The organism is Streptomyces sp. NPDC101219 (genome assembly GCF_044767675.1).
Lineage (GTDB): Bacteria > Actinomycetota > Actinomycetes > Streptomycetales > Streptomycetaceae > Streptomyces.
On sequence record NZ_JBIWOK010000003.1, the window covers coordinates 80,457 to 103,952 of the forward strand.

At 70.5% G+C, this 23,496-nt stretch carries 24 protein-coding genes and 1 tRNA gene; 14 read left to right on the forward strand and 11 right to left on the reverse strand.

Translation table 11 applies throughout. The features are described from left to right. Window positions 1-158 precede the first annotated feature (158 nt). Window positions 159-623: an ATP-binding protein gene (locus tag ACIRPP_RS06520; protein ID WP_403638493.1), complete on the forward strand. Its 465-nt coding sequence runs from the start codon at window positions 159-161 to the stop codon at window positions 621-623. Here the strand turns inward: ACIRPP_RS06520 and ACIRPP_RS06525 are convergent. Next, complete coding sequence (locus ACIRPP_RS06525) at window positions 617-1,210, reverse strand: hypothetical protein (RefSeq protein WP_403638495.1); 594 nt, start codon at window positions 1,208-1,210, stop codon at window positions 617-619. The genes ACIRPP_RS06520 and ACIRPP_RS06525 overlap by 7 nt on opposite strands. Window positions 1,211-1,582: 372 nt before the next feature. Here ACIRPP_RS06525 and helR point away from each other — a divergent pair, with 372 nt between their 5' ends. Then, window positions 1,583-3,859, forward strand: coding sequence for an RNA polymerase recycling motor ATPase HelR (gene helR, locus ACIRPP_RS06530; RefSeq protein ID WP_403638497.1), 2,277 nt, complete (start codon window positions 1,583-1,585; stop codon window positions 3,857-3,859). A 7-nt stretch (window positions 3,860-3,866) separates the two neighbouring features. Here helR and ACIRPP_RS06535 read toward each other — a convergent pair whose 3' ends face one another. Further along, entirely contained in the window at window positions 3,867-4,205 is a 339-nt protein-coding gene (locus tag ACIRPP_RS06535; protein WP_403638499.1) for a hypothetical protein, read from the reverse strand. Window positions 4,206-4,471: 266 nt separating this feature from the next. Between ACIRPP_RS06535 and ACIRPP_RS06540 the strand changes: the two genes are divergently transcribed. Beyond that, the gene (locus ACIRPP_RS06540) at window positions 4,472-4,930 is read left to right on the forward strand and encodes a hypothetical protein (protein WP_403638500.1); all 459 of its coding nucleotides are present in this window, start codon (window positions 4,472-4,474) and stop codon (window positions 4,928-4,930) included. A gap of 339 nt (window positions 4,931-5,269) precedes the next feature. On the opposite strand, the gene ACIRPP_RS06545 is transcribed toward ACIRPP_RS06540, so the two are convergent. From ACIRPP_RS06545 to ACIRPP_RS06565, 5 genes are all read right to left on the reverse strand, one after another. Then, window positions 5,270-5,344 (reverse strand) — tRNA-Trp (locus tag ACIRPP_RS06545). A gap of 29 nt (window positions 5,345-5,373) precedes the next feature. Continuing rightward, window positions 5,374-6,336, reverse strand: coding sequence for a redoxin family protein (locus ACIRPP_RS06550; protein ID WP_403638502.1), 963 nt, complete (start codon window positions 6,334-6,336; stop codon window positions 5,374-5,376). A gap of 137 nt (window positions 6,337-6,473) precedes the next feature. Further along, the gene (locus ACIRPP_RS06555; RefSeq protein ID WP_403638504.1) at window positions 6,474-7,091 is read right to left on the reverse strand and encodes a hypothetical protein; all 618 of its coding nucleotides are present in this window, start codon (window positions 7,089-7,091) and stop codon (window positions 6,474-6,476) included. A gap of 1,625 nt (window positions 7,092-8,716) precedes the next feature. Continuing rightward, entirely contained in the window at window positions 8,717-9,268 is a 552-nt protein-coding gene (locus tag ACIRPP_RS06560) for a GNAT family N-acetyltransferase (protein ID WP_403638506.1), read from the reverse strand. Then, window positions 9,265-10,038 (reverse strand): GntR family transcriptional regulator, encoded by a 774-nt coding sequence (locus ACIRPP_RS06565; RefSeq protein WP_403638507.1) that lies wholly within the window; start codon window positions 10,036-10,038, stop codon window positions 9,265-9,267. The genes ACIRPP_RS06560 and ACIRPP_RS06565 overlap by 4 nt, the downstream gene beginning before the upstream one ends. Before the next feature lie 277 nt (window positions 10,039-10,315). Between ACIRPP_RS06565 and ACIRPP_RS06570 the strand changes: the two genes are divergently transcribed. The 5 genes from ACIRPP_RS06570 (at window position 10,316) to ACIRPP_RS06590 (ending at window position 13,621) form a co-directional block, all read left to right on the forward strand. Further along, window positions 10,316-10,711: a helix-turn-helix domain-containing protein gene (locus tag ACIRPP_RS06570; RefSeq protein WP_403638509.1), complete on the forward strand. Its 396-nt coding sequence runs from the start codon at window positions 10,316-10,318 to the stop codon at window positions 10,709-10,711. Next, window positions 10,708-11,202 carry a hypothetical protein gene (locus ACIRPP_RS06575; RefSeq protein ID WP_403638511.1) on the forward strand — a complete coding sequence of 165 codons (495 nt, stop codon included), beginning with the start codon at window positions 10,708-10,710 and terminating at the stop codon, window positions 11,200-11,202. Before ACIRPP_RS06570 ends, ACIRPP_RS06575 begins: the two co-directional genes overlap by 4 nt. Beyond that, window positions 11,199-12,038: a hypothetical protein gene (locus ACIRPP_RS06580; RefSeq protein WP_403638513.1), complete on the forward strand. Its 840-nt coding sequence runs from the start codon at window positions 11,199-11,201 to the stop codon at window positions 12,036-12,038. The genes ACIRPP_RS06575 and ACIRPP_RS06580 overlap by 4 nt, the downstream gene beginning before the upstream one ends. Before the next feature lie 76 nt (window positions 12,039-12,114). Beyond that, complete coding sequence (locus tag ACIRPP_RS06585; protein ID WP_403638515.1) at window positions 12,115-12,357, forward strand: helix-turn-helix transcriptional regulator; 243 nt, start codon at window positions 12,115-12,117, stop codon at window positions 12,355-12,357. A 28-nt stretch (window positions 12,358-12,385) separates the two neighbouring features. Then, window positions 12,386-13,621, forward strand: a complete 1,236-nt coding sequence (locus ACIRPP_RS06590) for a tyrosine-type recombinase/integrase (RefSeq protein WP_403638517.1) — start codon at window positions 12,386-12,388, stop codon at window positions 13,619-13,621. 78 nt (window positions 13,622-13,699) lie between these two features. Here the strand turns inward: ACIRPP_RS06590 and ACIRPP_RS06595 are convergent, their stop codons facing one another. Beyond that, on the reverse strand, window positions 13,700-14,461 hold the full coding sequence (locus ACIRPP_RS06595) for a phosphoglyceromutase (protein WP_164338846.1): 762 nt from the start codon (window positions 14,459-14,461) through the stop codon (window positions 13,700-13,702). A 189-nt stretch (window positions 14,462-14,650) separates the two neighbouring features. Here ACIRPP_RS06595 and ACIRPP_RS06600 point away from each other — a divergent pair, with 189 nt between their 5' ends. Continuing rightward, window positions 14,651-15,961, forward strand: a complete 1,311-nt coding sequence (locus ACIRPP_RS06600; protein WP_403638519.1) for an MDR family MFS transporter — start codon at window positions 14,651-14,653, stop codon at window positions 15,959-15,961. Window positions 15,962-16,053: 92 nt separating this feature from the next. On the opposite strand, the gene ACIRPP_RS06605 is transcribed toward ACIRPP_RS06600, so the two are convergent. Continuing rightward, window positions 16,054-16,209 (reverse strand): hypothetical protein, encoded by a 156-nt coding sequence (locus ACIRPP_RS06605; protein WP_192231098.1) that lies wholly within the window; start codon window positions 16,207-16,209, stop codon window positions 16,054-16,056. 253 nt (window positions 16,210-16,462) lie between these two features. Then, window positions 16,463-17,164, reverse strand: coding sequence for a phosphate signaling complex protein PhoU (gene phoU / locus ACIRPP_RS06610; RefSeq protein WP_403639157.1), 702 nt, complete (start codon window positions 17,162-17,164; stop codon window positions 16,463-16,465). 269 nt (window positions 17,165-17,433) lie between these two features. Between phoU and ACIRPP_RS06615 the strand changes: the two genes are divergently transcribed. Beyond that, window positions 17,434-18,996 carry a sensor histidine kinase gene (locus tag ACIRPP_RS06615; RefSeq protein ID WP_403638521.1) on the forward strand — a complete coding sequence of 521 codons (1,563 nt, stop codon included), beginning with the start codon at window positions 17,434-17,436 and terminating at the stop codon, window positions 18,994-18,996. After that, window positions 18,993-19,673 (forward strand): response regulator, encoded by a 681-nt coding sequence (locus tag ACIRPP_RS06620; RefSeq protein WP_403638523.1) that lies wholly within the window; start codon window positions 18,993-18,995, stop codon window positions 19,671-19,673. The genes ACIRPP_RS06615 and ACIRPP_RS06620 overlap by 4 nt, the downstream gene beginning before the upstream one ends. Window positions 19,674-19,853: 180 nt before the next feature. Here ACIRPP_RS06620 and ACIRPP_RS06625 read toward each other — a convergent pair whose 3' ends face one another. Continuing rightward, window positions 19,854-20,519 (reverse strand): DUF461 domain-containing protein, encoded by a 666-nt coding sequence (locus tag ACIRPP_RS06625; RefSeq protein WP_403638524.1) that lies wholly within the window; start codon window positions 20,517-20,519, stop codon window positions 19,854-19,856. Window positions 20,520-21,300: 781 nt separating this feature from the next. Between ACIRPP_RS06625 and ACIRPP_RS06630 the strand changes: the two genes are divergently transcribed. The 3 genes from ACIRPP_RS06630 (at window position 21,301) to ispF (ending at window position 23,429) form a co-directional block, all read left to right on the forward strand. Continuing rightward, complete coding sequence (locus ACIRPP_RS06630; RefSeq protein WP_003953493.1) at window positions 21,301-21,783, forward strand: CarD family transcriptional regulator; 483 nt, start codon at window positions 21,301-21,303, stop codon at window positions 21,781-21,783. 382 nt (window positions 21,784-22,165) lie between these two features. Continuing rightward, entirely contained in the window at window positions 22,166-22,942 is a 777-nt protein-coding gene (ispD, locus tag ACIRPP_RS06635) for a 2-C-methyl-D-erythritol 4-phosphate cytidylyltransferase (RefSeq protein ID WP_403638526.1), read from the forward strand. Beyond that, window positions 22,932-23,429: a 2-C-methyl-D-erythritol 2,4-cyclodiphosphate synthase gene (gene ispF, locus ACIRPP_RS06640; protein ID WP_403638528.1), complete on the forward strand. Its 498-nt coding sequence runs from the start codon at window positions 22,932-22,934 to the stop codon at window positions 23,427-23,429. The genes ispD and ispF overlap by 11 nt, the downstream gene beginning before the upstream one ends. Window positions 23,430-23,496 lie beyond the last annotated feature (67 nt).

Consider the following 23,496-nt stretch of genomic DNA (forward strand, 5'->3'; position numbering starts at 1 on the left):
CAAGGCGTCACTTCCGTTCCTTACGAGCCGAAAGGTAAGGCTGCGTCCCCTTTCGAGCGTAGGGCGCGGCGGCCACTCTTGTGCACGGAACGTGACGACCCGCTCACTTCGCGGGGCGTCCGGATGGTGTCACCCTGGAGCACAAGGACGGACAGCCCGTGTCGGCAGGAACCACAGAAGGCGTCGAACGCGGCGCCCTCTCCACGCAGTTGCCCTCGACGCCGCGCGGTGCGCGCCTCGCCCGGCGTCTCGCCGCGCGGCGCATGGAGGAGTGGGGCTACTCACCGGAGTCGGACGCGGCCTGCGCGGTGGCGCTGGTCGTCGCGGAGCTCGCCGCGAACGCCGTGCGGCACGGCAGTGTCCCTGGCCGTGACTTCCGGCTCGGGCTCGAACGCGACGAGGTGGCGGGCCTGGTGAGGGTCGAGGTCGCCGACGCGGCGGCGGGGAGGAGGCCGCCGGTGGCGGCGCCCTCCTCGTGCCCCGAGGGCGAGTCCGGCCGGGGCCTGCTCCTGGTGGCGGCGCTGGCCCGGCGGTGGGGCTGGGGTCCTCGGGAGACCGTGGGCAAGACGGTCTGGGCGGAGGTGCCGGTCGGCCCGCCCGTATCGGCCTGCCCCTCTCAGTAGTTGCCGTTGGCGAGGAGTTCGCCGGCCTCGTCGTAGACCGAGACGAGGCCGTTGTCGGACTCGTAGCAGGAGGCGAACGCGGAGGCGATCAGCTTGCCCTCGCCCTGGTGGGGGCCGAGCAGTCCGCCGGTGAAGTCGGTGAAGACCTCGGCGGAGTCGAGGAGGTCGTTGCGCTTGTCGGCTCCGGTCACCTTGGTGACGTGCTCGACGGCGGCCTTCTCTCCCGCCGTGCCGGACTTCTCGACACAGTCCTGGAACTCCTCCGCCTGCGTCTTGGCCTCCTTGGGCTCGTCCTTTTCCTTGTCCTTCTCCTTGTCCTTGGCCCCCGGCTTGTCGTCGGCGGCGACGGCCTTGTCCCTGCTGCCGGTGTCGGCGGGGTCGTCGCTGCCGCCGCCGGCCACCACCGCGATGAGGACGGAGAAGGCCAGCAGGCCGGCGCAGCCGAGACCGGCGATCTTGCCGACGCTGCGCTTCTTCGGAGGCTGCGGCATCGGCGCCCCCGGCCCGAACGGCTGGGGATGGCCGTATCCGGGCTGAGGCTGGGGCTGGTGGGGCTGCTGCGGCTGCTGGGGGTACTGGTGGCTCATGCGTCTTCCCTCGAAGGACGTGCGTGTCTGTGGCATGTGCGACCTGCGGAGGGAATGTGCGGTTGCACCTCAAAGGGGCTGTTCACCCGAACGTGGTGTTCATGGCAAAAGCCGTGACAGAACGGCTCGCAGTGTGCCGGGCGCACGGGAGGGGTGGCGTGAGAACGCGACGCGTGAGGCGGGACGCTCCGGGCTCGGGAGGCCGGGAGGCCGGGACGTGAGGTGGAGGGCCGGACCGGCGACGTACGGCTGGTCACCCACTCCTCGCCACTCTCAACGTATAGCGCACTGGGGGGCTTGCGGCAAGGCCCCCCTCGTGCCGCAGAATTTCCGGCCGGAGCCAGAAAGCTGCGGAAAAGGGTGATTCGCGTTATGAGTACGATGCTGTCCGGATACGGCGCGGCCGAGGCCGCCGGCGCCTTCGACCTGCCGGAACGGCTCGCCGCCAAAGCCGACCCCGCACTGATCGCGGCCGACGAGGCGCACTTCGCGGCGATCGCGGCCTGTCTGGAGGAGACGATCGCCGAGCTGACCGCGCGCCTGGACGCCGAACGCAGGGCACCCGGCGGACTGGGCCGGCACGCCATGGACCGGGACGCCGAGATCCACCGCCTGACCGCGCGGCTGCGCGCACTGCGCCGCTTCGGCCTCGACCTGTGCCTCGGGCGCATGGTCGCCGACGACGGCAGCGACCCCGTCTACGTGGGCCGACTCGGCCTGACCGACAGCACCGGCCGGCGGCTCCTCGTCGACTGGCGCAGCCCTGCGGCCGAACCGTTCTTCGGGGCCACCCACGCCAACCCGATGGGGCTGGCGAGCCGTCGCAGGTACCGCTGGTCCGGTGGCCGGGTCAGTGACTACTGGGACGAGGTGTTCACGGCGGACGGCCTCACCGGTCACGCCGCCGCCCTCGACGACCAGTCCGCGTTCATCGCGAGCCTGGGCGACACCCGCTCACCCCGGATGCGGGACGTGCTCGGCACCATCCAGGCCGACCAGGACGCCGTGATCCGTGCGGATTCGCGGGGCGCCCTCGTCGTCGACGGCGGGCCGGGAACGGGGAAGACCGTGGTCGCCCTGCACCGTTCCGCCTACCTTCTGCACTCCGACCCCCGGCTGGGCCGGCGCCGGGGCGGCGTGCTGTTCGTGGGCCCGCACCGGCCGTACCTGGACTACGTGTCCGACGTGCTGCCCAGTCTCGGCGAGGAGGGCGTGCAGACCTGCATCCTGCGGGACCTGGTGGAGGAGGGGGCCGACGCGCTGCCCGAGACCGACCCGGAGGTGGCGCGGCTGAAGGCGTCCGCGGACATGGTGCGGGCGATCGAGACCGCCGTCCGCTTCTACGAGGACCCGCCCGCCGAGGCCCTGACGGTGACGACGCCCTGGTCCGAGGTCCGGCTGAGCCCCGCCGACTGGGCCGCCGCCTTCGCCGCGGTGGAGCCGGGCACCCCGCACAACGAGGCCCGCGAGCAGATCCGGGACGAGCTGTTCACGATCATCGTCGACCAGCACGACCTCGACGCCTCCGCGGGCGACGACCCGGACCGGGGCGGCGAGGTCTCCCCGGAACTGCTGCGCAAGGCGCTCCGGCAGAACAGGGAACTGAACACCGCCCTCAACAACGCCTGGCCCCTGCTCGACGCGGCCGACCTCGTCTCCGACCTCTGGTCGGTACCGGCCTACCTGCGCCTGTGCGCCCCGTGGCTCGGCCCGGACGAGGTGAAAAGGCTCCAGCGCGCCGACCCCCGCGCCTGGACCGTGTCCGACCTGCCCCTCCTGGACGCGGCCCGGAACCGGCTCGGCGACCCCGACTCGGCGCGCCGCGCCCGCCGCCAGGAAGCCGTCCTCGCCGCCCAGCGCGAGCGCATGACCCAGGTCGTCGACAACCTCATCGAGGCCACCGCCCACTCCGGCGCCGACATGGACGACGGCGAGGGCCTCGTCATCATGCTGCGCGGAGAGGGCGCCGAGGCGAGCATGGTCGACACGTCCGAACTGGGCACCGCCGACCCCGACCTGCTGGCCGGCCCCTTCGCGCACATCGTCGTGGACGAGGCCCAGGAACTCACCGACGCCGAATGGCAGATGCTGCTGCTGCGCTGCCCGTCCCACAGCTTCACCGTCGTCGGCGACCGGGCCCAGGCCCGGCACGGCTTCACGGAGACCTGGCAGGAACGCCTCGAACGCGTCGGCCTGCACCGCGTCCGCCTGGCCTCCCTCACCGTCAACTACCGCACCCCGGAGGAGATCATGACGGAGGCGGAGCCGGTCATCCGCGCCGTGCTCCCGGACGCCAACGTGCCGACCTCCGTCCGCAGCACGGGCATCCCCGTCACCCACGGCAGCGCCGCCGACCTGGACGACACCCTGAACGCCTGGCTCACGGCCCACCCCGAGGGCACCGCCTGCGTCATCGGCGCCCCCGCCCACCGGCCCACGTCCGACCGCGTCCGCTCCTTGCCCCCGGAGCTGTCCAAGGGCCTCGAGTTCGACCTGGTCGTCCTCGTCGACCCGCAGAACTTCGGCGCGGACCCCACCGGGGACACGGACCGTTCCCGCGCCGACGGCACGGACATCGCGGGGGCGGTGGACCGGTACGTGGCGATGACGCGGGCGACACGGCAACTGGTGGTGCTCAGCGGCTCATGAGTCCGGGTCACTCACAGGCGGCGAGCTCCTCCCGGCGACGGCGGTGTTCGGCATCCCTGCGCTCGGCGAGAAGGAACACGACGCAGGCGGCCGCGATGAACCCGAAGCCCACGTTCATCCAGTTCATCACCGTGTCCAAGGAGGCGTCGGCGATCCTGGGGAGGCCGTTGACGAGGACGACCCCGTAGAAGCAGAGGATGCCGTAGGCACGCAGTCGCATACCGGCCCGCTTCCTGAGCGGTACCCAGGACGGCGTCCACCCCGCCAGAACCGCTACCGAGAACGGCAGCATGAGCACCGTGTTCACCGCCAGGGCCACCCAGTGATACAGCGGATTGCCGTTCACCCAGCCCCCTTTCCCTGGGAGACCACCACCATACGGGTGCCCGGCCACCGGGAAGTGGCCGAGGGCGAGCAGGGATCGGGGAGGGGGACCGGAGCCCGGGGACACCCGCGCTCACGAGCGTCGCAGGGTTGCGTTGCTCGCCGTACGGCGAGGCGTACCGTTCTGCCGACGCCGCGACCGGGCGACGGGCGGGCAGACCGAGGGGGAACATGGACACAGCCAGGCCATCACGGACCGCTGCCCCGGGGAGCCGTGCGAAGAGGATCGTGCAGGGCACGGCCGTCCACCTCGCCGCCATGCACCTGAGCGGGGCGCTGCTGCTCCTCACCTTCCTGCTGCCACCGACCTGGGCCCTGGACGGTTATGCCTCCGCCTACGACAACGACGTGACGCATGCCGGCGATCCCACGGCGGACATGCCCGGTCTCGTGCTCCTGCTCCCCGCCCTGGGCTGCGTGTGCTTCCACGGCCTGGTCCAGATCCCCTCGGGCCTCCTGGGAACCCGGCTGGGCCGCCACCGCACGGCACGCACCGACTACGTCCTCGCCCTGGCGGTGGCGGGCACGCTCACCTTCGTCCTGCTGTGCGCGGTGCTCGGGCCCGCACAAGCCGCCGTCGGAGCCTGGCCGTTGTGGACCGAACTCATGGCACGCGTCGCACTGACGCTTGCAGCATACGTATGGCTGAACCGCAGGCTGCGCACACCACCCACAGCGAGGGGGTGACCCAGCGAGCGCCCGGCGGGCCCAGCGGACGCGGGCACGCCGGGCCCCAGCGGTTCGGCGTCTGTAGGGGCCCGCCGGGCTGTGCCGCCTGGATTCCGAGACGGTACCCGACGGGACGACAGGGTGACGTGGCACCCGGTCCGTTGCTCCTGCCCCTTCGCGGCCGGGACCGGGCTCGGGCATGCGCAGGGCCACGGCCCCACCGGCCACCAGCCCCGCCGTGGCCAGCAGCGCGGCCACCAGGAACGGGTCGAAGGAGTGCAGCGCCGGAGCGAACCCCACCCCGACGCAGACCACCACCCCGGTCGCGGCGCCCAGTTGGCCGTCAGGCGGGACGGACGTAACCGACCGGATTCGAACCGGCGTCCTCGCGGTTTTGGAGACCGCGCGCGACAACCTCTGCGCTACGGCTACGCCCGGCGGGAATCCTAGCCGGGCGCGCGTCAGAGCCGGTCGGGGTTCTCCCGCAGCCAGGCCAGGACTTGGCCGGCGTGCTTGTCCGGCGGGAAGATCGGGTAGAAGACGTGCTCGATCACGTCGTCCTTGATGATCAGCGTGAGCCGCTTGTACAGCGTCAGCCCGCTTGTGGTGAATGTCGGAAGGTCCAGTGCCCGGGCCAGGCTCCGTGTGGGGTCGGACAGCATCTGGTACGGGAGGCGGAGCCGCTCGGTGACCTCACGCTGGTAGTCGCTGTCCTGGCTGGAAAGGCCGTACACCTGGGCCGCGCCGGCCGCGAGCAGGTCCTGGTGGTGGTCGCGGAAGCCGCATGCCTCGGCGGTACAGCCACGGGCGCCGGGGATGGAGTCCCAGCCCTCGGGCAGATCGGTGCCGGGACGGCCGGTCAACGGGTAGATGTAGAGCACAGTGCGACCTGCACCCAGCGCCTCGAGGCTGACGGTGGTGCCGTCGGTGGCACGGAGGTTCAGCTGCGGCATCCTCGCCCCGCGCAGGTGGGCGGCAGCGCCGTCGTCCTCGGGAACGGGCAGATCGGCAGGCAAGCTGGTGTAGTTGGTCATCGGTTCCTCCCCGTTGTTGGCCGATGGGAAGCGGCTGTTGCGGTGAGCGGCCTCCTGCAGCTGCGCCACCAGCACCGCCCGGCGGGCGGTGAGGCCGTCGATCCGCTGCGTGAGCTCATGAATGGCGTCCCGGTACCCGGCCATCGCGGCCGGGCAGTCGTCCGCGTGCCGGTGCCCCAAAGCCAGGCATTCCAGGAAAGGCCGTGTCGCCTCTACCGAGATGCCGAGGCGGCACAGCGCCCGGATCTCCTGCGTGAGCCGTACGTCGTGCTCGTCGTAGTCCCTATAGCCGTTGGCCAGCCGCACCGGCGCGAGCAGCCCCAGCGATTCGTAGTAGCGCACCGCCTTGGTCGTCACACCTGCTCGCCGGGCCAGCTCGCCGATCCGCATGCCTCTCACCTCGAAGAACGCTAAACCTTGCCCCTGAGGGTAAGGTCAAGCGCTCGGCGGGGACGCCTGCCCGACCGGCAGGCGACGACAGCCGCCGGGAGTCCCGCAGGAAGATTCCCGGGGCTGCCACGGCAGGCCTAGTCGTGGCGGGCGAAGATGTCCCGGAGGCGGGCCAGGTCCGCTTCCTTCTCCTCCTCGTCCTCGTACCGGCCGCGCTCGTCGCGAAGCGCCACGAACGTCTCCGGGGTGAAGCTCTGGCCGAAGCGGTAGACCTTCAGGCAGTAGTCGAAGCCGGACTCGCGGAAGAGGTCCAGGCCCTCCTGCCGGCAGTGCTCAGCCACCCCGTCGGCAATGTGCCAGCGCGAGCCGTCGTACCAGAACACCCCACCCGCGTAGTGGATCGTCCGCTTCGTGTCCGGGTCGGTGAGGTTCAGCGACTCGTAGTTCTCCGGGCGGTCGCGGAGCAGGGCGACAAGAGACGCGGGGACGCCCTCGAAGAAGGACTCCTGGAGGGCGAAGTCCTCCTCCGCATACAGATTCAGGTCAGACTCGTGGTCGAACGTCAGCAGCAGCGCGCGCCCGTCCTCCGTGAAGTACCAGACCGTGGACTGACCAGCCCCGTCGTTCCAGGCCAGGCGCTGTGCCCCGGGCACCGCCACCGGCTCGGCACCGACCACGTCGTGCACGACGGCCGCACGGCGCCGCACTTCCTGAAGACCCGTCGCCGCCAGGGCGTCCCACGTCACATCACTCATTCCGGCAGGCTATCCGGCACCTCGGACAGGCCAGGCGGGTAAGGCGGTCACCGGCGGTCCTCCGGCAGCCCAGCCTCTCTCGTGCGGGAAGCGGCTCCTGTTCACCGGGCCGCGCGCCGAAATCGCCGGACAAGCGACAAGCCCCCTGCCCGCGGAGAACCTGCAGCCAGGGGGCTTACTCGTGCGGGCCTACTTCTTCTTGCCCTGGGTCTGGCGGGCCCATTCTTTGCCCCTGGTCAGCGAGCCACGCATCCCGACTGACCTGCGGCTGAGGGGTGGTTATTGGTCGTTGTTGGTCGCCTCCGGTCGTCCTCGGAGGGCCCAGAGTGGGCCCAGAGTGGGCCCGTTGTGGTCGCGTCCTAGTTGTCGCTCGTGGGCTGATCGACGTGGACTTCATCGCATAGACGGAGAACCACTGCTGGATCGGTCGGCCAGCGTCCGCGCGCATTCCGTTTTCGTGGGGAGGCAGCGGGGGAGGCGCCAGGGAGTCAGGGAGTTCTCCCTGAGTGCCTCCCTGAGGTGCCTCCCCGTATCTGACCTGTGTAGATCAAGGATCAGGGAGGCGGGGAGGCGTGTAGGGAAGGCCCTACGGAAACCCACTCTGAGAGGTTCCAGCAGGGGGTGTATCTGCCTCCCTGACGGGCGCCGTCACGGATTCCGCTTACGAGCGAAGAGCAATGGGGACCGCCCTGCGGGCGGGCGACCTTCGGGCGCCTCAGCGCCGCGGGAGCTCCCGCCGCCGGCGGCCCTGCGAGCGGCAGTGGGCCTGCTGTGTCGGCCCACCCTCCGGGATTGCCGGTGCTGGTGAGCGCGGGCAGACACGCAAGAGGAGCACCACGGCCCGGCGGTGCTCTTCTTGTTCTTCGGTGGCGACAGCCACCGTGCGACGGTCGCGCCGCGAAGCGGCTCGTTCTTTAGCGCTTGAGCGCGTACTACAGCAGACACCCTCTCTCTTGTCCTAAGAGGGAAAACCTGCGTCACCTGCGTCACTGCGTCACCGGACGCCGCCTGACCTGCATGAATAGAGGTGACGCAGACTGCGGCTCCTGCGTCACCTGCGTCATCGGTGACGCGCGCCTGCGTCACCGATGACGCACCTCCAAGGTTCTGCGTCACCCGAAAACCACAGGTCAGACAGCTTTGGTGACGCAGGTGACGCGGTGACGCAGAAATCCGACCCTAGGACAGGCACAGCCACCATGAGACGGCGAGTCTCCCCTGAGCCGCCGCGCAGGCGCTTGTACTACAACAGAGCCCCGCCCTCTTTTCCTAAGAAGGAAATCCTGCGTCATGCGCGTCATGCGGGTGAGGAAACGACCCCTGACCTGCGGATTGGAGCATGACGCAGACCACTGCGCCCGCGTCATGCCGCGTCATGTGCGTCATGGGTGACGCAGGGCATGACGCAGCGCATGACGCACCCTCAACCGTGCGTCATGGGGAAAGCGCAGGTCAGGCGTCCGCATGACGTAGATGGCGCACATGACGCAGAAATCCGAACCTCGGACAGACGCAGCGCCAGCGACCGGCATCCCTGAGTCGCCCACGATCCAGAGGGCCCATCTTGCTGAGGCGCCCGAAGGGCGGTCCCCATTGCCCTTCTGCCCGAGAGCGCGCACGGTCTCTCAGGCCGGGCCGGGCGTCTCGTCCACAAAGCCGTGGTCAGCCGGTTGGGCTGCACGCTGGGCCAGCCACCCGGAGACCCGAGGGCCGCCGTTCACGGCGACGCCTTCCCGGACAGTGCGCACGTGCTCAAAACCCTGACGGAGGTAGTAGCGCTGTAGTGCTTCGTTCGTCGTCCAGGCATCGAGCCTGAGCCACTTCACGGAAGCCCTGAAAGCTCTGTCCCCTGCCCAGTCGAGAAGTCGTCCACCGAGGTTCTGCCCCGCGTGCGTGCGAGCCACCGTGAGCTTGTTGACGAACCACGAGGGCTCGCTGAGTTCTTGCTCAGTCCACAGCCCTTCCTCGGCATCAGGTGTGAGTGTGATGGTGGCCGCGGTCGCCCCTCTGTCGCGCACCATGAACACGGTGCCCGCTTCGATCGCGGCCAACAGACGGTCAGCCGGGTAAGGGCGGCTCCACTGATCGGAACCGAGTTCGCTGAGCCAGGAAGCCGCCTCCTGTCGGAAGGCAAGCAGCTTGGGCAGGTCCTCTGGCAGGGCAAGGGTGATCTTCACTGAGGTTCGTTCTCGCTTCTGGCGGACAGGTCGCCGATCTCGTAGTTCATCCGGTTCAAGTCCGCCCTGAAGGTGGTGACCGTGCACCTGATCGGTCGCTCCTGTGAGTAACCCGTTCGCGTCCACAGCAAGACCGGAACCCCTGCTCCGATCTCCAGAAGGCGGGCCTCATCCGGCGTAGGCATACGAGCGGCGATCTCGTCGAAGTACCCGATCTGCTCGATTCCCAGGCTTGCCATGTAGCGGGTGGTTCCCTCGGCAATGTCGCCAGGCTCTGTGAGCCTTGGAGCCTTGGTCACAAGCCACTCCGGATAGTGCGTCGCCTGCGTCGACCACGGAACGTCATCCACGAACCGGTGGCAGAAGCGAAGGACCGCTGTAGCGCCCGCCTCCACCTCCAGCCGCTCGGCCACGTACTGCGGCGCCGTCGTCATCTCGACACGGAAGGTCTGGTGCGGCCGGCGCCCTGCGTTCGTCACGTCCGTCGTGTACGAGTCGCCGTTCTGCGGGAACGTCAGATTCTCGAAGCGTGAGGCGTTCAACTGGAACACCTCGTGCTTCCGTACCTCGTAGCCGAGTCCCTGACTCGACGAGATCAGCCCTTCACTTGCCAGCAGCTTCAACCCAGCCCGAACGGTGTTCCTGGACGCGCTGAACCGCTCCTGAAGCTCGCTTTCTGAAGGCAGACGCGCCCCCGGCGGGTATGTGCCGCCGACGATGTCACGGCGCAGGACATCGGCCACCTGGTGGTACTTCGGCTGCTTGCTCATGGGTCCATCATGACGCACTCGCTCAACTTGTTGGTACATGTGGGCGTGAACCCCTTGACGCTTGGCGTCCGGTGAGGGCAGCATCACAGTTAGCAACTTGTACCAACAAGTTGAGCAGGTGGCGCAACTGCACTGCCTGCGGAAACACGAAGGCCCCGGCGGGTTATCCGGTGTTAGCGCACCGGGCCCGCCAGGGCCCAAGCCCAAGAGCGGCGCTCGCGGCCAAGCAAAGCCGCCGCTCTCTGACCCTCGAAGGGGTATCTCCATGATGCCTGAGATGACCGTGACCGTTGAAGGTCCGGCACCGCAGCAGCCGCAGACACTGAGGGCGGCGGACACGCCGTTAGGGCGTGCGCGAGTGGCCCGGGGGTGGTCGCAGGAGAAGGCGGTTCGCGCCCTGGTTCTGCTGGCCGACGCCTGGGACTGGCAGATCGCGGCGGAATCGTCACTGAAGGTGCAGCTCTCGCGCTGGGAGCACGGCGGGAGCCGCCCGAACGAGACGTACCGGGCCCTGTTGTGTGCCGCCTACCAGACCACACCGGAAGCGCTGGGGTTCGACCGTCCCCGGCAGTCCCAGACGGTCAAGAGCCTGCGAGAGCGCGTCAACGCCCTCGAAGCCTTGGTGGAAAGCCTGACGGGTGCGCTGAGCGCCGTGCAGGGGGTGCAGGCATGATGGCACCCACTTTCACCAGCGTGGACGTGTCCGGCCTGACGGTTCCCGAGCGAACCGTGGCGCTGTACGCCTCGGACATGGCCACCCCGACGACCCTGGGGACGCCGGACCTGGTCCGCTCCTGGATCGTGCAGGGTGCCGAGCGGCTCGGCACGGCCGAGTTGCGGCGGGTGGCCGAGTTCTTCCACGGGTTCTTCCTGCTGGAGATGGACGGCATGGTGACGCCCGCCCTGTTGGCCCGCCATGAGCAGTGCTTCCCGGACATGCGCCGCCTGGACGCGGCGAACGCGGCGGCGGCGCTGAGCGTGCGGGTGCACGGGATGAGCGAGACGGCCCGGACTCGGAACGGGGCAGCGTCGATGGACGACTGCCCGTGCGGGGGAACCGGCACGGTCGACATCGACGACCCGGACCCGGACTTGTCCTTCACGCTGTACTGCCCGGTTCACCAGACGGCCACCGCCCTGCGCATCCGGGCGGGTGTCCGATGACCGCTTCGGGACCGCTGGGCGCACTGTACGCCCGCGTGACGGCCCCGGCCGCTCCCGCCGTGCCGCTGGCACGGCGGGAGCGCCGCCGCGCCGCTGAGGCGTTCCCCACGGTCCCCATCCGGGGCCTGGAGCTGACCACGGAGGAGACTGCCGCCGCGCTGTTCGAGACGGGCGCCGATGAACTCACCCTTCCGGTGCCCGACACCGACACCCTCTATGACGCCGTCAACGGCGCCGTGCGTGTGCTGGGTCCGGCAGGGATCGCCGAAGTCATCGACCACTTCGCCGCGCTGGACAGTGCCGAGTTTCCCGAGGTGGACGCCTGCCGCCAGTTCGCCTACCGGCTCGCCCTGTCGTTCTGGTATTCCGAGGCCCGCTCACGGCCGATGACGGTGGGCGAAGCGGCCGTGGCTCTGTACCTGTCGCCTGCCTACCAGCAGCACCAGGTCGACGCGGTCACCGTGCGGCGGGCGCCGCTGCTGATCTCGCGTGCGATCCGGCAGGGCGCCGCCTCAGTACCCGTGGAATCCCTCATGCGTCTCGGAGGGGCCATGGGGCGCGAGTTCGCGGCCCCCGCGCTGACCTGCGTCACGCCCGGCGTCACGGGCGCGTCACACCGCGACGTCACGGCCGTCACGCCGGGTCGTGACTGGCTGTACCGGCAGGCCCTGCCGGACTGGCACCGCCGCCGGTTCTGCTTCGACCTCATGCGCGCCGACACGCGTCAGCCCTCCCCGCTCATCGTCCGACTGGACGGCGGCGGCTACGCGGTCGGAGCCACCCCGCCGGCCGGACCGGACGGTACCTGGCGCCGAGCGCTGCGGGCGGAGTGGTAGCCGTGCCCATCGCGCAACGGTCTACCCCTGACCTGCCCGAATCGACTTCGAACCACTCGATCGAAAGGACGGCGGCATGACCGCACCCCGGAACCAGTCGACCGACCCTCGCGCCGTCCTCCGTGGCGGACTGCCAGAGCGCTACCTCACCCCGGAAGACCTGGTCGCGATGTTCAGCCTCCCGAGTGTCGAGACCGTCTACGCGTGGCGCCGCAAGCGGCTCGGGCCGCCCGCAATTCGCATCGGCAAGTACCTGCGCTACGACCCCGCCGTCGTCCACGCGTGGGCCCAGCAGCAGACCGACCACGACGCCGCCTGAACACTCGCTCTGAAGGGACAGCCTGTCGATGGCAGGAAGCATCCAAGACCGTTGGTTCAAGACCACCACCGACGCCAACGGCAAGACCATCCGCGTCAAGACCGAACGCCACGGCAAGGGCATGCGCTACCGGGCCCGCTACTTCACCCCCGACGGGAAGCGGAAGGGCAAGTCCTTCCCCGACGGACAGAAGCGCCTCGCCGAGCAGTGGCTGAGCAGCATCACGGCGGACGTGGCTCGCGGCGACTTCATCGACCCGAACGCGTCGCGTACGACGTTCCAGGAGTTCGCCGAGAAGTGGCTTGCGAGCCAGAGCGGCGACCCGAACACCCGCGCGTCGATGGACTCTCAACTCAGGCTGCACGCCTTCCCGCGCATCGGGGCGCGTCAGCTCGGGTCGTTCCAGCCGAGTCACATCCGGGAGTTCGTGACGCAGCTCGAAGCGTCCGGCATGTCCGGCGCGTACGCCCGTGTGATCTTTTCCAATGTCCGCGCCGTGCTCTCCGCAGCAGTCGAAGACGGGTGCCTGCGCCGCAATCCCTGCAACTCGCGCACGGTGACGCCTCCCGAACTGGGGACGCGCCGCGTCGTCCCCTGGCCGCCAGAGCGCGTTTTCGCGATGCGGGCTGCCATGGTTGAGCGCTTCCGGCCCATGGTCGACGTGGGTGCCGGCTGCGGCCTGCGGCAGGGCGAGATCCTGGGTCTGTCCGTGGATGACCTGGACTTCGAAAGCGGCACCCTGAACGTGGTGCAGCAACTGAAGTTGAGCCTCAGCAAGCCCGTGTTCGCGCCCCCGAAGGGCGGAAAGCTCCGAGACGTACCTTTGCCGGACCCCGTGGCGGAAGCGCTCAAAGAGCACATGGAGCGCTTCCCGCCGGTTGAGGTCACGTTGCCGTGGATGCGCGCGAACGGCCAGCCCGTGACCAAGCGGCTCATCTTCAGCGGGCCCAACGGTGGCCACGTATGGCGTACGTCGCTGAATGAGGACCACTGGAAGCCCGCACTTGCGAAGGTCGGCGTCATCCCGCGGGCCAAGAGCCGCGAGCACGCCGCCGCTCGCGAGCACGGCATGCACGCCCTGCGGCACTTCTACGCGTCCGTTCTGCTGGACGCCGGGGAGAGCATCAAGGCCCTTGCCGAGTACCTCGGACACTCCGATCCGGGCCTGACCCTGAAGGTGTACGCGCACCTCATGCCCAGCAGCCGGGAGCGTGCCCGGAAGGCTGTCGGCCAGGCACTCCGGCCGCAGGGCCCGGAGGACTGAGGGCCCAGAGTGGTCCCAGGCCGTGATCATGCCTCCCATCCGCGCCGTATGCGCAGGTGGGAGGCATGATCACTGGGCCTACTTCTTCTTGCCCTGGTTCTTGACCGCCTCGATGGCGGCAGCCGCCGCGTCCGGGTCGAGGTAGGTGCCGCCCGGGTTGACCGGCTTGAAGTCGGCGTCGAGGTCGTAGTGCAGGGGGATGCCCGTCGGGATGTTGAGGCCCGCGATGTCGGCGTCCGAGATGCCGTCCAGGTGCTTGACCAGGGCGCGCAGGCTGTTGCCGTGGGCGGCGACGAGGACCGTGCGGCCGGTGAGGAGGTCCGGGACGATGTTGTCGAACCAGTACGGCAGCATGCGGACGACGACGTCCTTGAGGCACTCCGTCTGCGGGCGCAGCTCCGGCGGGAGGGTCGCGTAGCGCGGGTCGGAGAACTGGGAGTACTCGGCGTCGTTGGCGAGCGGGGGCGGCGGGGTGTCGTAGGAGCGGCGCCAGAGCATGAACTGCTCCTCGCCGAACTCCGCGAGCGTCTGCGCCTTGTCCTTGCCCTGGAGGGCGCCGTAGTGACGCTCGTTCAGGCGCCAGCTGCGGCTGACCGGGATCCACAGGCGGTCGGCGGACTCCAGTGCCAGCTGGGCGGTGCGGATCGCGCGCTTCTGGAGCGAGGTGTGGAGCACGTCGGGCAGCAGGCCGGCTTCCTTCAGCAGCTCGCCGCCGCGCGTCGCCTCCTTCTCGCCCTTCGGGGTGAGGTTGACGTCCACCCAGCCGGTGAACAGGTTCTTCTCGTTCCACTCGCTCTCGCCGTGGCGGAGGAGGATCAGCTTGTACGGTGCGTCGGCCATGAGGCCGAGCGTAATCGAAGGCCCGCGCGAGCCGCGCGCCCCGCCCGCACAGCGGACGGTTGACGGGATCTGTTAATCGGGTGGTTCGGCGGCGCCCCCCGTTCGTAAGGTGTGGCGCCGGCCTGGGGTACTTACATCTCCGGGCTGTCGGTGCGCTCCGGGCGGGGCGCCGGTCATCCGGGGGGTTCCATGTCATCCGTCGTGCGTGCGCGGCTCGCGCTCAGGGAGACCCTGTCGGGGCTGCCCCCGGCGTTCTGGTGGCTGTGGACCAGCACCCTCGTGAACCGGCTCGGCGGCTTCGTCGCCACCTTCATGGCGCTCTACCTCACGCTCGACCGGGGCTACTCCGCCACCTACGCCGGCCTGGTCGCCGCGCTGCACGGGCTCGGCGGCGTGGTGTCCTCGCTGGGCGCCGGGGTGATGACCGACCGGCTCGGCCGGAGGCCCACGCTGCTCGTCGCCCAGTCCTCCACCGCCGTGTCGGTGGCCCTGCTCGGCTTCGTGTACCACCCCGTCGCCATCGCCGGGGTCGCCTTCCTCGTCGGCATGGCCAGCAACGCCTCCCGGCCCGCCGTCCAGGCGATGATGGCGGACATCGTCCGGCCCGAGGACCGTATCCGCGCCTTCTCCCTCAACTACTGGGCCATCAACCTCGGGTTCGCGGTCTCCGCCATGGCCGCCGGTTTCATCGCCGAGTACAGCTACCTCGCCGGGTTCCTGCTCGAAGCGGTGATGACCATGGCCTGCGCCGTCGTCGTCTTCGTGAAGATCCCCGAGTCCCGGCCGGTGCGCTCCGAGGGGGCCGCACCCGAGGAGTCCGTGGGCCTGGGGACCGTGCTGCGCGACGGGCGGTTCATGGGCGTCGTCGGGCTGTCGTTCCTCATCGCGCTGATTTTCATGCAGGGGTCGGTGGGCCTTCCCGTCGCCATGGGAGCGGCCGGCTTCACCCCGGCCGACTACGGCATGGCGATCGCCGTCAACGGGGTGCTCATCGTGGTGCTGCAGATCCCGGTTACCCGGTTCATCGAGCACCGTGATCCCGGCCGGCTGCTCGTGATCTCGTCCCTGCTCGCCGGATACGGCTTCGGGCTGACCGCCTTCGCCGGGTCGGTCGGCGTCTTCGCGCTCACCGTCTGCGTGTGGACGCTCGCCGAGATCGTCAACGCGCCGACCCAGACCGGTCTCGTCGTACGGCTGTCGCCGCTGCACGGGCGGGGGCGCTACCAGGGCATGTACACCATGTCCTGGGCCGTCGCCTCGCTCGTCGCCCCGCTGATGTCGGGCTTCGTCATCGACCGCTTCGGAGCCGAGTGGCTGTGGGGCACCTGCGCCGCCATCGGCACCGTGGCCGGACTCGGGTACGCGCTGCTGATGCGGCGGGTGCCCGAAGAGGGCCCCGCGGCGACGGCGGAGGGCCCCGGCGCGGCCCCGGAGCCGGACGGCGACCGCGCGGGTCCGGGCGGTCCGGTCCTGCGGAAGCCGGAGGTCGGCGCCCCTTGAGAGGCACCGGCCCGCCGGCCCCGCCCGGCCGGACCGCGCGGACCGCGTCATGGGACTGTCGTGGGACTTGGGACTGTCGTGGGACTACGGCCTCAGCCGCACTGGCAGGGGTTGCCCGACTGGCACCCGCAGCCGCAGCCGGAGCCGCAGCCGCACGCGGCGATCAGGGTCAGGTTCCTGATCTCGGCGGGCTGCTCGGTCTCGCGCTCCTGCGTGGGGTCGGGTGTCGTGCCGGGGGTTTCGGCCATGGGTCCCTCCTCGAGACTGGTGCCTGTGCCCATTGGATGCCCGTCCGGCCGGGCGCATCAACGGCGCACTGAGGCTCACGCGCGCCCGGCCGGCACCGGTGAGCCCCTGCCTCGCCCCTTTCGCGCCGTCAGGACACGGACACGGAAGGGCATGCGGATACGGACATGGACATGGACATGGACATGGTCACGGACGCGGGCATCAGGTGGCGGTGGCGGCCCGGCGCGTTCCCGCGTCAGGCGCCGGACGCGCTCAGGCCCCGTCCGTCCCCGGGGCCGGCTGGATCTCCGGCTGGAGGTCGGACTGGATCTCGTCCGCGTGTTCGCCCGTGACCAGGTAGACGACCCGCTTGGCGACCGAGACCGCGTGGTCGGCGAAGCGCTCGTAGTAGCGGCCGAGCAGGGTGACGTCCACGGCCGTCTCGATGCCGTGCTTCCAGCGGTCGTCCATCAGGTGCTGGAAGAGCGTGCGGTGCAGCAGGTCCATCGCGTCGTCGTCCGTCTCCAGCTGCAGCGCCAGGTCGACGTCCTTGGTGATGATCACCTCGCCGGCCTTCGCCATCAGGCGCTGCGCGAGCTGGCCCATCTCCAGGATGGTGGCGTGCAGGTCGCGCGGCACCGCGCGCGCCGGGTACCGCAGCCGCGCCAGCTTCGCCACGTGCTGGGCGAGGTCGCCGGAGCGCTCCAGGTCCGCCGACATGCGCAGCGACGTGACGACGATGCGCAGGTCGGTGGCGACCGGCTGCTGCCGGGCCAGCAGGGTGATGGCCCGCGCCTCCAGTTCGTGCTGGAGCTCGTCCACCTTCTGGTCGCCCTCGATGACGTTCTCGGCCAGCTTCAGGTCGGCGTCGAGGATGGCCGTCGTGGCGCGCCCGATCGCCGACCCGACCAGCCGGGCCATCTCCACCAGACCGTCGCCGATCGAATCCAGTTCCTCGTGGTACGCGTCCCGCATCAGGGTTCCTCTCATGCGTGTCTCAGGGGGGCCAGAAGCCGGGGCTCCTGCAGGGTCCGGGGCCGGGTGCCCCGCCGTGCGGCCGACGGTGCGCACGCCGCGCCGGTGGTGGTCCGGACCCCACGCTCCCACGGTGCGGCCGTCACGCGTCCGGTTCCACCACCGGACGTGAACCGTCCCTGGCTCCGAGGTGAACTCTGGGCGACGAGTGTTCGAGGTCGCCCTCCGACGGCTGGGGCGAGTGCTCGGAGCATGCCTAACCTGGAGGCATGGACCTGGACGCGGCGGTCGCCGCAGCGGCTGCGATCGCCGGTGTGCTCACCGGTGTCATCGCCATGCTGGCGTTCCGCTGGAGCGAGCGCGAACAGCGCCGCCCCACGCGAAGCTCGCTGCACACCGAACCGGTGCTGCCGCGCGGCGTGGACACCGTGCTGTCCGTGCTGCGCTCCTCCGCCGTCGTGCTCGACGAGGCCGACGAGGTGGTCAAGGCCAGCTCCGCCGCGTACGCCCTGGGGCTGGTGCGGGGCGGGAAGCTGGCCGTGGAACCGATGCTGCGGATGGCCCGCGACACCCGGCGCGACGGCGAGATACGCCAGGTCGAGCTGGACCTGCCCCGGCGCGGCACGGGGCGCGGCGAGGCGCTCGCGGTCTCCGCGCGGGTGGCGCCGCTCGGGGCCCGGCTGGTGCTGCTCCTCGTCGAGGACCTCACCGAGGCCCGCCGCATCGAGGCGGTGCGGCGGGACTTCGTCGCCAACGTCAGCCATGAGCTGAAGACCCCCGTCGGCGCCCTGTCGCTGCTGTCGGAGGCCGTCATGGACGCCTCCGACGACCCCGAGGCCGTGGAGCGCTTCGCCGGGCGCATGCAGATCGAGGCCACCCGGCTGACCAGCCTGGTCCAGGAGCTGATCGACTTGTCCCGGGTGCAGAACGACGACCCCCTCGACGACGCCGAACCCGTCCGGGTGTCCGAGCTGGTCGCCGAGGCCATCGAGCGCTGTCGGCACGCCGCGGGCACCAAGGAGATCACCATGGCCACCAATGTGGGCGGCCGTGAGGGGTCCGGTGAGGCCGGGGACGGACCCGACGCGGACGGCGCGGCCGACCTGCGGGTGTGGGGCAACCGGGGGCAGCTCGCCGCCGCGCTCGGCAACCTCGTCGAGAACGCCGTCAACTACTCGCCCGCCCGCACCCGCGTCGGCATAGCGGCCCGGTCCGTCGCCCGGACGGGCGGTCCGATGGTGGAGATCGCGGTGACCGACCAGGGCATCGGCATCTCCGAGAAGGACAAGGAGCGCGTCTTCGAGCGCTTCTACCGTGTCGATCCCGCCCGCTCCCGGGCCACCGGCGGCACGGGCCTGGGCCTGTCGATCGTCAAGCACGTGGCCGCCTCGCACGGCGGTGACGTCACGGTGTGGAGCGCCGAGGGGCAGGGCTCCACCTTCACCCTGCGCCTGCCCCAGGCCCCCGCCGTCCGCGACCGCGTCTCCCGGACGCCCGGCCCGGCGGAGGAACACGCCGCGTCCGGCCCGGCGGAACGTACCGCTGCCGGTACCGCTGAGGAGACCGGCGACGCGGTCACGCACCCCACCACCCACCGGACCGGAACCGGAACCGGAACCGGAACCGGAACAGAAGCCTTCAGCAGCGAAGCCCACGAGAGCTCCGATCCCGCCCGCCCGGAGACCGGACCCGGGACTGCGCCGCCGGCGCCGCCGGCCCCGTCCGGCTCCGCCTCCCTCCAGTCGTCCCCCCACATGTCGTCCCGCTCGACCCCCCACACTTCCGAATCATCCGCGTACGAAACGCTTCCCTCCCCGGAGGTCCTTCCGTGACCCGAGTGCTCGTCGTCGAGGACGAGGAGTCCTTCTCCGACGCCCTGTCGTACATGCTCCGCAAGGAGGGCTTCGAGGTCGCCGTCGCGACCACCGGGCCCGACGGACTCGACGAGTTCGAGCGCAACGGCGCCGACCTCGTGCTCCTCGACCTGATGCTGCCCGGGCTGCCGGGCACCGAGGTGTGCCGCCAGCTGCGCAACCGCTCCAATGTCCCGGTCATCATGGTGACCGCCAAGGACAGCGAGATCGACAAGGTGGTCGGCCTGGAGATAGGGGCCGACGACTACGTCACCAAGCCGTTCTCCTCACGGGAGCTGGTCGCCCGGATCCGTGCCGTGCTGCGGCGGCGGGGCGAGCCGGAGGAGGTCACGCCCGCGGCCCTGGAGGCCGGCCCGGTCCGGATGGACGTCGACCGGCACGTGGTGACCGTGGACGGCACCAAAATCGACCTGCCGCTGAAGGAGTTCGACCTGCTGGAGATGCTGCTGCGCAACGCGGGGCGGGTGCTGACCCGGATGCAGCTCATCGACCGGGTCTGGGGCGCCGACTACGTGGGCGACACCAAGACCCTGGACGTGCACGTCAAGCGGTTGCGCGCCAAGATCGAGCCGGACCCGGGCGCCCCCCGCTACCTGGTGACGGTCCGCGGCCTGGGCTATAAGTTCGAGCCGTAGAGAGACAGAAAGACCCGTAGAGAGACAGAAAGACAGAGAGACAGAGAGAGTCGGAGAACTGCAGAGGCGCCGCCGAGAGCCGCCGCGCGACGGCTCCCGCGGACGGCGTACGCCGAAGGGCGGGGTCCCGGCACCGGGATCCCGCCCTTCGGCGTGCTGTGTTGTCGGCGCGGAGGCCGGTCAGCCGGCGGCCGGCTGGCTGGCGGAGGCGGCGTCGGACGGGCTGCCCGACGGAGCGTCGCTGCTGCCGCCGGAGGGGGCGGCGGACTCGGTGGACCCCGGGGCGTCCGCGGACGGCTCCTCGGTCTTCTGCGGGGCCTCCGGAGCGGCCGGGACCTTGCTCGGGCCCCACTCGGCGTAGAAGCCCTCGGCCGGCTGGACGAACGCCTGGAGGGAGACGTTGCCGGTCTTGCTGAAGGTGAAGGTGACCTTCTGCGCGTTGCCGTCCTGGACGGCCTCACGGCTGCTGGGCAGGACGGCGGACGCGTTGCCCTCGCCGCCCAGGATCAGCGAACCGCCGGCCGGTACGGTCAGGCTGCCGCCCTCGGCGGGGGACAGTTCGGCGGTCTTGCCGGTGCCCGGGATGGTGACGGACTCCAGGGTCTGGTCGGTGGAACCCTCGTTGAAGAACGTGGCCGAGACGACGGCCGGGCCGGTGGACTCGAGGTCGGGCTGGGTGATGACGACGACGTTCTGGGCCTTGATGTCGCCGACGGTCGTGGCCGCGTTGTCCGGCTTGACCTGGAGGGTCTCGGCGTTGTTGCCGGACGCGCACGCGGAGAGCGAGGCGACCGAGAACGCGATGGCGGAGGCGGCGAGGGCACCGCGTCGAAGGCTGCTGCTCACGGCGGCGGCAACTCCTTGGACTCGAGCGTGGCGACCGGTGAAGCCGCCTTAAGTGTCTGTCAGCGGCCTCAGGTTACCGAGCCGTCCCCGTCCCACCGCACCCGACCCTCCCCCGAGCGGCCGCGTTCCCCCGAGAAGCGGTCCGCCCGGCCCGCCCGGACCGCCGTGTCCGCGCGGCGGGTTCCGTCCCGGGGCGTGCTCCCCGCGGGAGGGGCGGAGACCGGTGACTTTCCGGAACGCCGGGGCACCGGGGGGCTGTGTCCGGTCGGGGGAAGGGCGGCGGCGGACTCCTCATGACCGCTCCCGTGGGTGCCCCGGCATTCGGTGCGGATGCGTCCTGCATTCGTATTAGCCGCCGGGAGTGTCACCCGGGGTCCGCCTGTCATACGCCCGCCGGGCGGTCCCGCATTTCCGTGCGGGAATGCGCCGACGCTCCGGGAATTGATCACCGGCCCGTTCGTGGGGGCCGCGTGATGATCAATTCCCGATTCGGCCAGAACCCCGCCGGGGCACCGAACGGAGTAGCGGAAGTCGAGCATGTGGAACCGGACATTTGGGGATGTTCGGGCGCTCGCGGCGGCCTTCAACTCCGTGTAGCGTGCGGGTTTCTCCCGCCCCGGAGAGCCGCTCCGACCTGCGAATACCTGCTTCCGCTCGGCTCCCGATGCACGTTCATGTTGCGGTTGTCAAGCCCCGAGAATGGCCCTGACCTGCGAAAACGTCATTCAGAACCCGCCGTATCCGTGTTACCCTGGATAGCCACGGAAGGGGTACCTGTCACATGACGTTCAAGGTTGGCGACACCGTGGTCTATCCCCATCACGGGGCCGCGCTGATCGAGGCTATCGAAACTCGCCAGATCAAAGGCGTGGACAAGACCTACTTGGTGCTGAAGGTCGCCCAGGGTGATCTGACGGTACGTGTGCCAGCGGACAATGCGGAGTTCGTCGGCGTGCGCGATGTGGTCGGTCAGGACGGGCTGGACCGAGTCTTCGAGGTGCTGCGCGCACCTTATGCCGAAGAGCCCACGAACTGGTCCCGTCGCTACAAGGCAAACCTGGAGAAGCTCGCCTCGGGCGATGTCATCAAGGTCGCGGAAGTCGTGCGTGACCTGTGGCGTCGTGAGCGCGAGCGCGGACTCTCCGCCGGTGAGAAGCGCATGCTCGCCAAGGCGCGCCAGATTCTGGTCAGCGAGCTCGCGCTCGCGGAGAACACCAACGAGGACAAAGCCGAGGCCCTGCTCGACGAGGTACTCGCCTCCTGAGCCGAGGCGGAGCCCCGCTCGCTCGGCGCTCGACACGCACAGCACAGTGAAAATGCCGCGGTGCCCGATGACGAAGATGATGTCGCCGGGCGCTGCGGCATGTCCGCACCCGGAAAAGTCCCTCCGTACGCCCGCCGGCCCGCCGTCGGCCGGCGATGCGGGCATACTGCTCGCCCGCATGCCCTGCTTGCGCCGTGTCGTCGCGGGATGTGTCATCACTCACGTCCCGCACCCGGCACACCGGTCCGGGCGCCCCGGCTCGACCAGAGTCACGGAAGGGGCTGGTCGAGTCGTCACGCCCGGTGATCCCTCCGCTCCGGAGGCGGGGGGTACGCCCAGGCCATACCCAGGTAGGCCGAGCACACAAACCTGACAGGAACCGATGTCTGACGATCCGCTCACCCCGCCGTCGCAGAAGTCCGCACCCGACCGTACGACACGCCGTACCGCGGCCGTCATCCCGGCCGCCGGCCGGGGCGTACGACTCGGTCCGGGCGCTCCGAAGGCGCTCCGCGCCCTGGGCGGCACCCCCATGCTGATCCACGCCGTGCGGGCGATGGCCGACTCGCGCGCCGTCTCCCTGGTCGTCCTCGTCGCCCCGCCCGACGGGGCGGCCGAAGTCAAGACACTGCTGGACGCGCACGCCCTGCCCGAACGCACCGACTTCCTGGTCGTGCCCGGCGGGGACAGCCGCCAGGAGTCCGTGCGGCTCGGCCTGGAGGCACTGCCGCCGGAGTACGACATCGTCCTGGTGCACGACGCGGCCCGCCCCCTGGTGCCCGTCGACACCGTCGACGCGGTGATCGAGGCCGTGCGCGAGGGCGCGCCCGCCGTCGTGCCCGCGCTGCCGCTCGCCGACACCGTCAAGCAGGTCGAGCCCGCCGCGGCCCCCGGCGACCCGGAAGCGGTCGTCGCCACCCCGGACCGGTCCGTGCTGCGCGCGGTGCAGACCCCGCAGGGCTTCGACCGGGCCGTCCTGCAACGCGCCCACGCGACCGTCACCGAGCACGTGACCGACGACGCGAGCATGATCGAGCAGCTCGGTCTGACCGTCGTCACCGTGCCCGGGCACGAGGAGGCGTTCAAGGTGACCCGCCCGCTGGACCTGGTCCTCGCCGAGGCGGTCCTGGCCCGCAGGAGGCTCAACGATGGCTTCTGAACCGCTCCCTGCGCTCCCGCGCGTCGGCATCGGCACCGACATCCACGCCTTCGAGGACGGCCGCGAGCTGTGGTGCGCCGGACTCAAGTGGGAGGGGGAGGGGCCCGGCCTCGCCGGGCACTCCGACGCGGACGTCGTCGCGCACGCCGCCTGCAACGCCCTGTTCTCCGCGGCCGGCCTCGGCGACCTGGGGCAGCACTTCGGCACCGGGCGGCCCGAGTGGTCCGGTGCCTCCGGGGTGGCCCTGCTGACCGAGGCCGCCCGGATCGTGCGGGAGGCCGGGTTCCGCATCGGCAACGTGGCGGTGCAGGTCGTGGGGCCCCGGCCCCGGATCGGCAAGCGGCGCGACGAGGCGCAGAAGATCCTCTCCGAGGCGGCCGGGGCGCCCGTGACGGTGTCCGGGGCCACCACGGACGGCCTCGGCTTCCCGGGCCGCGGCGAGGGCCTGATGGCGGTGGCGACCGCCCTGGTGGTCACCACCGGCTGACGCCCGGCGGGCGTAAGCCGAGGAGAGACCTCGGCGCACGCCCGGCACGGTCCGTGGCGGCAGGCGG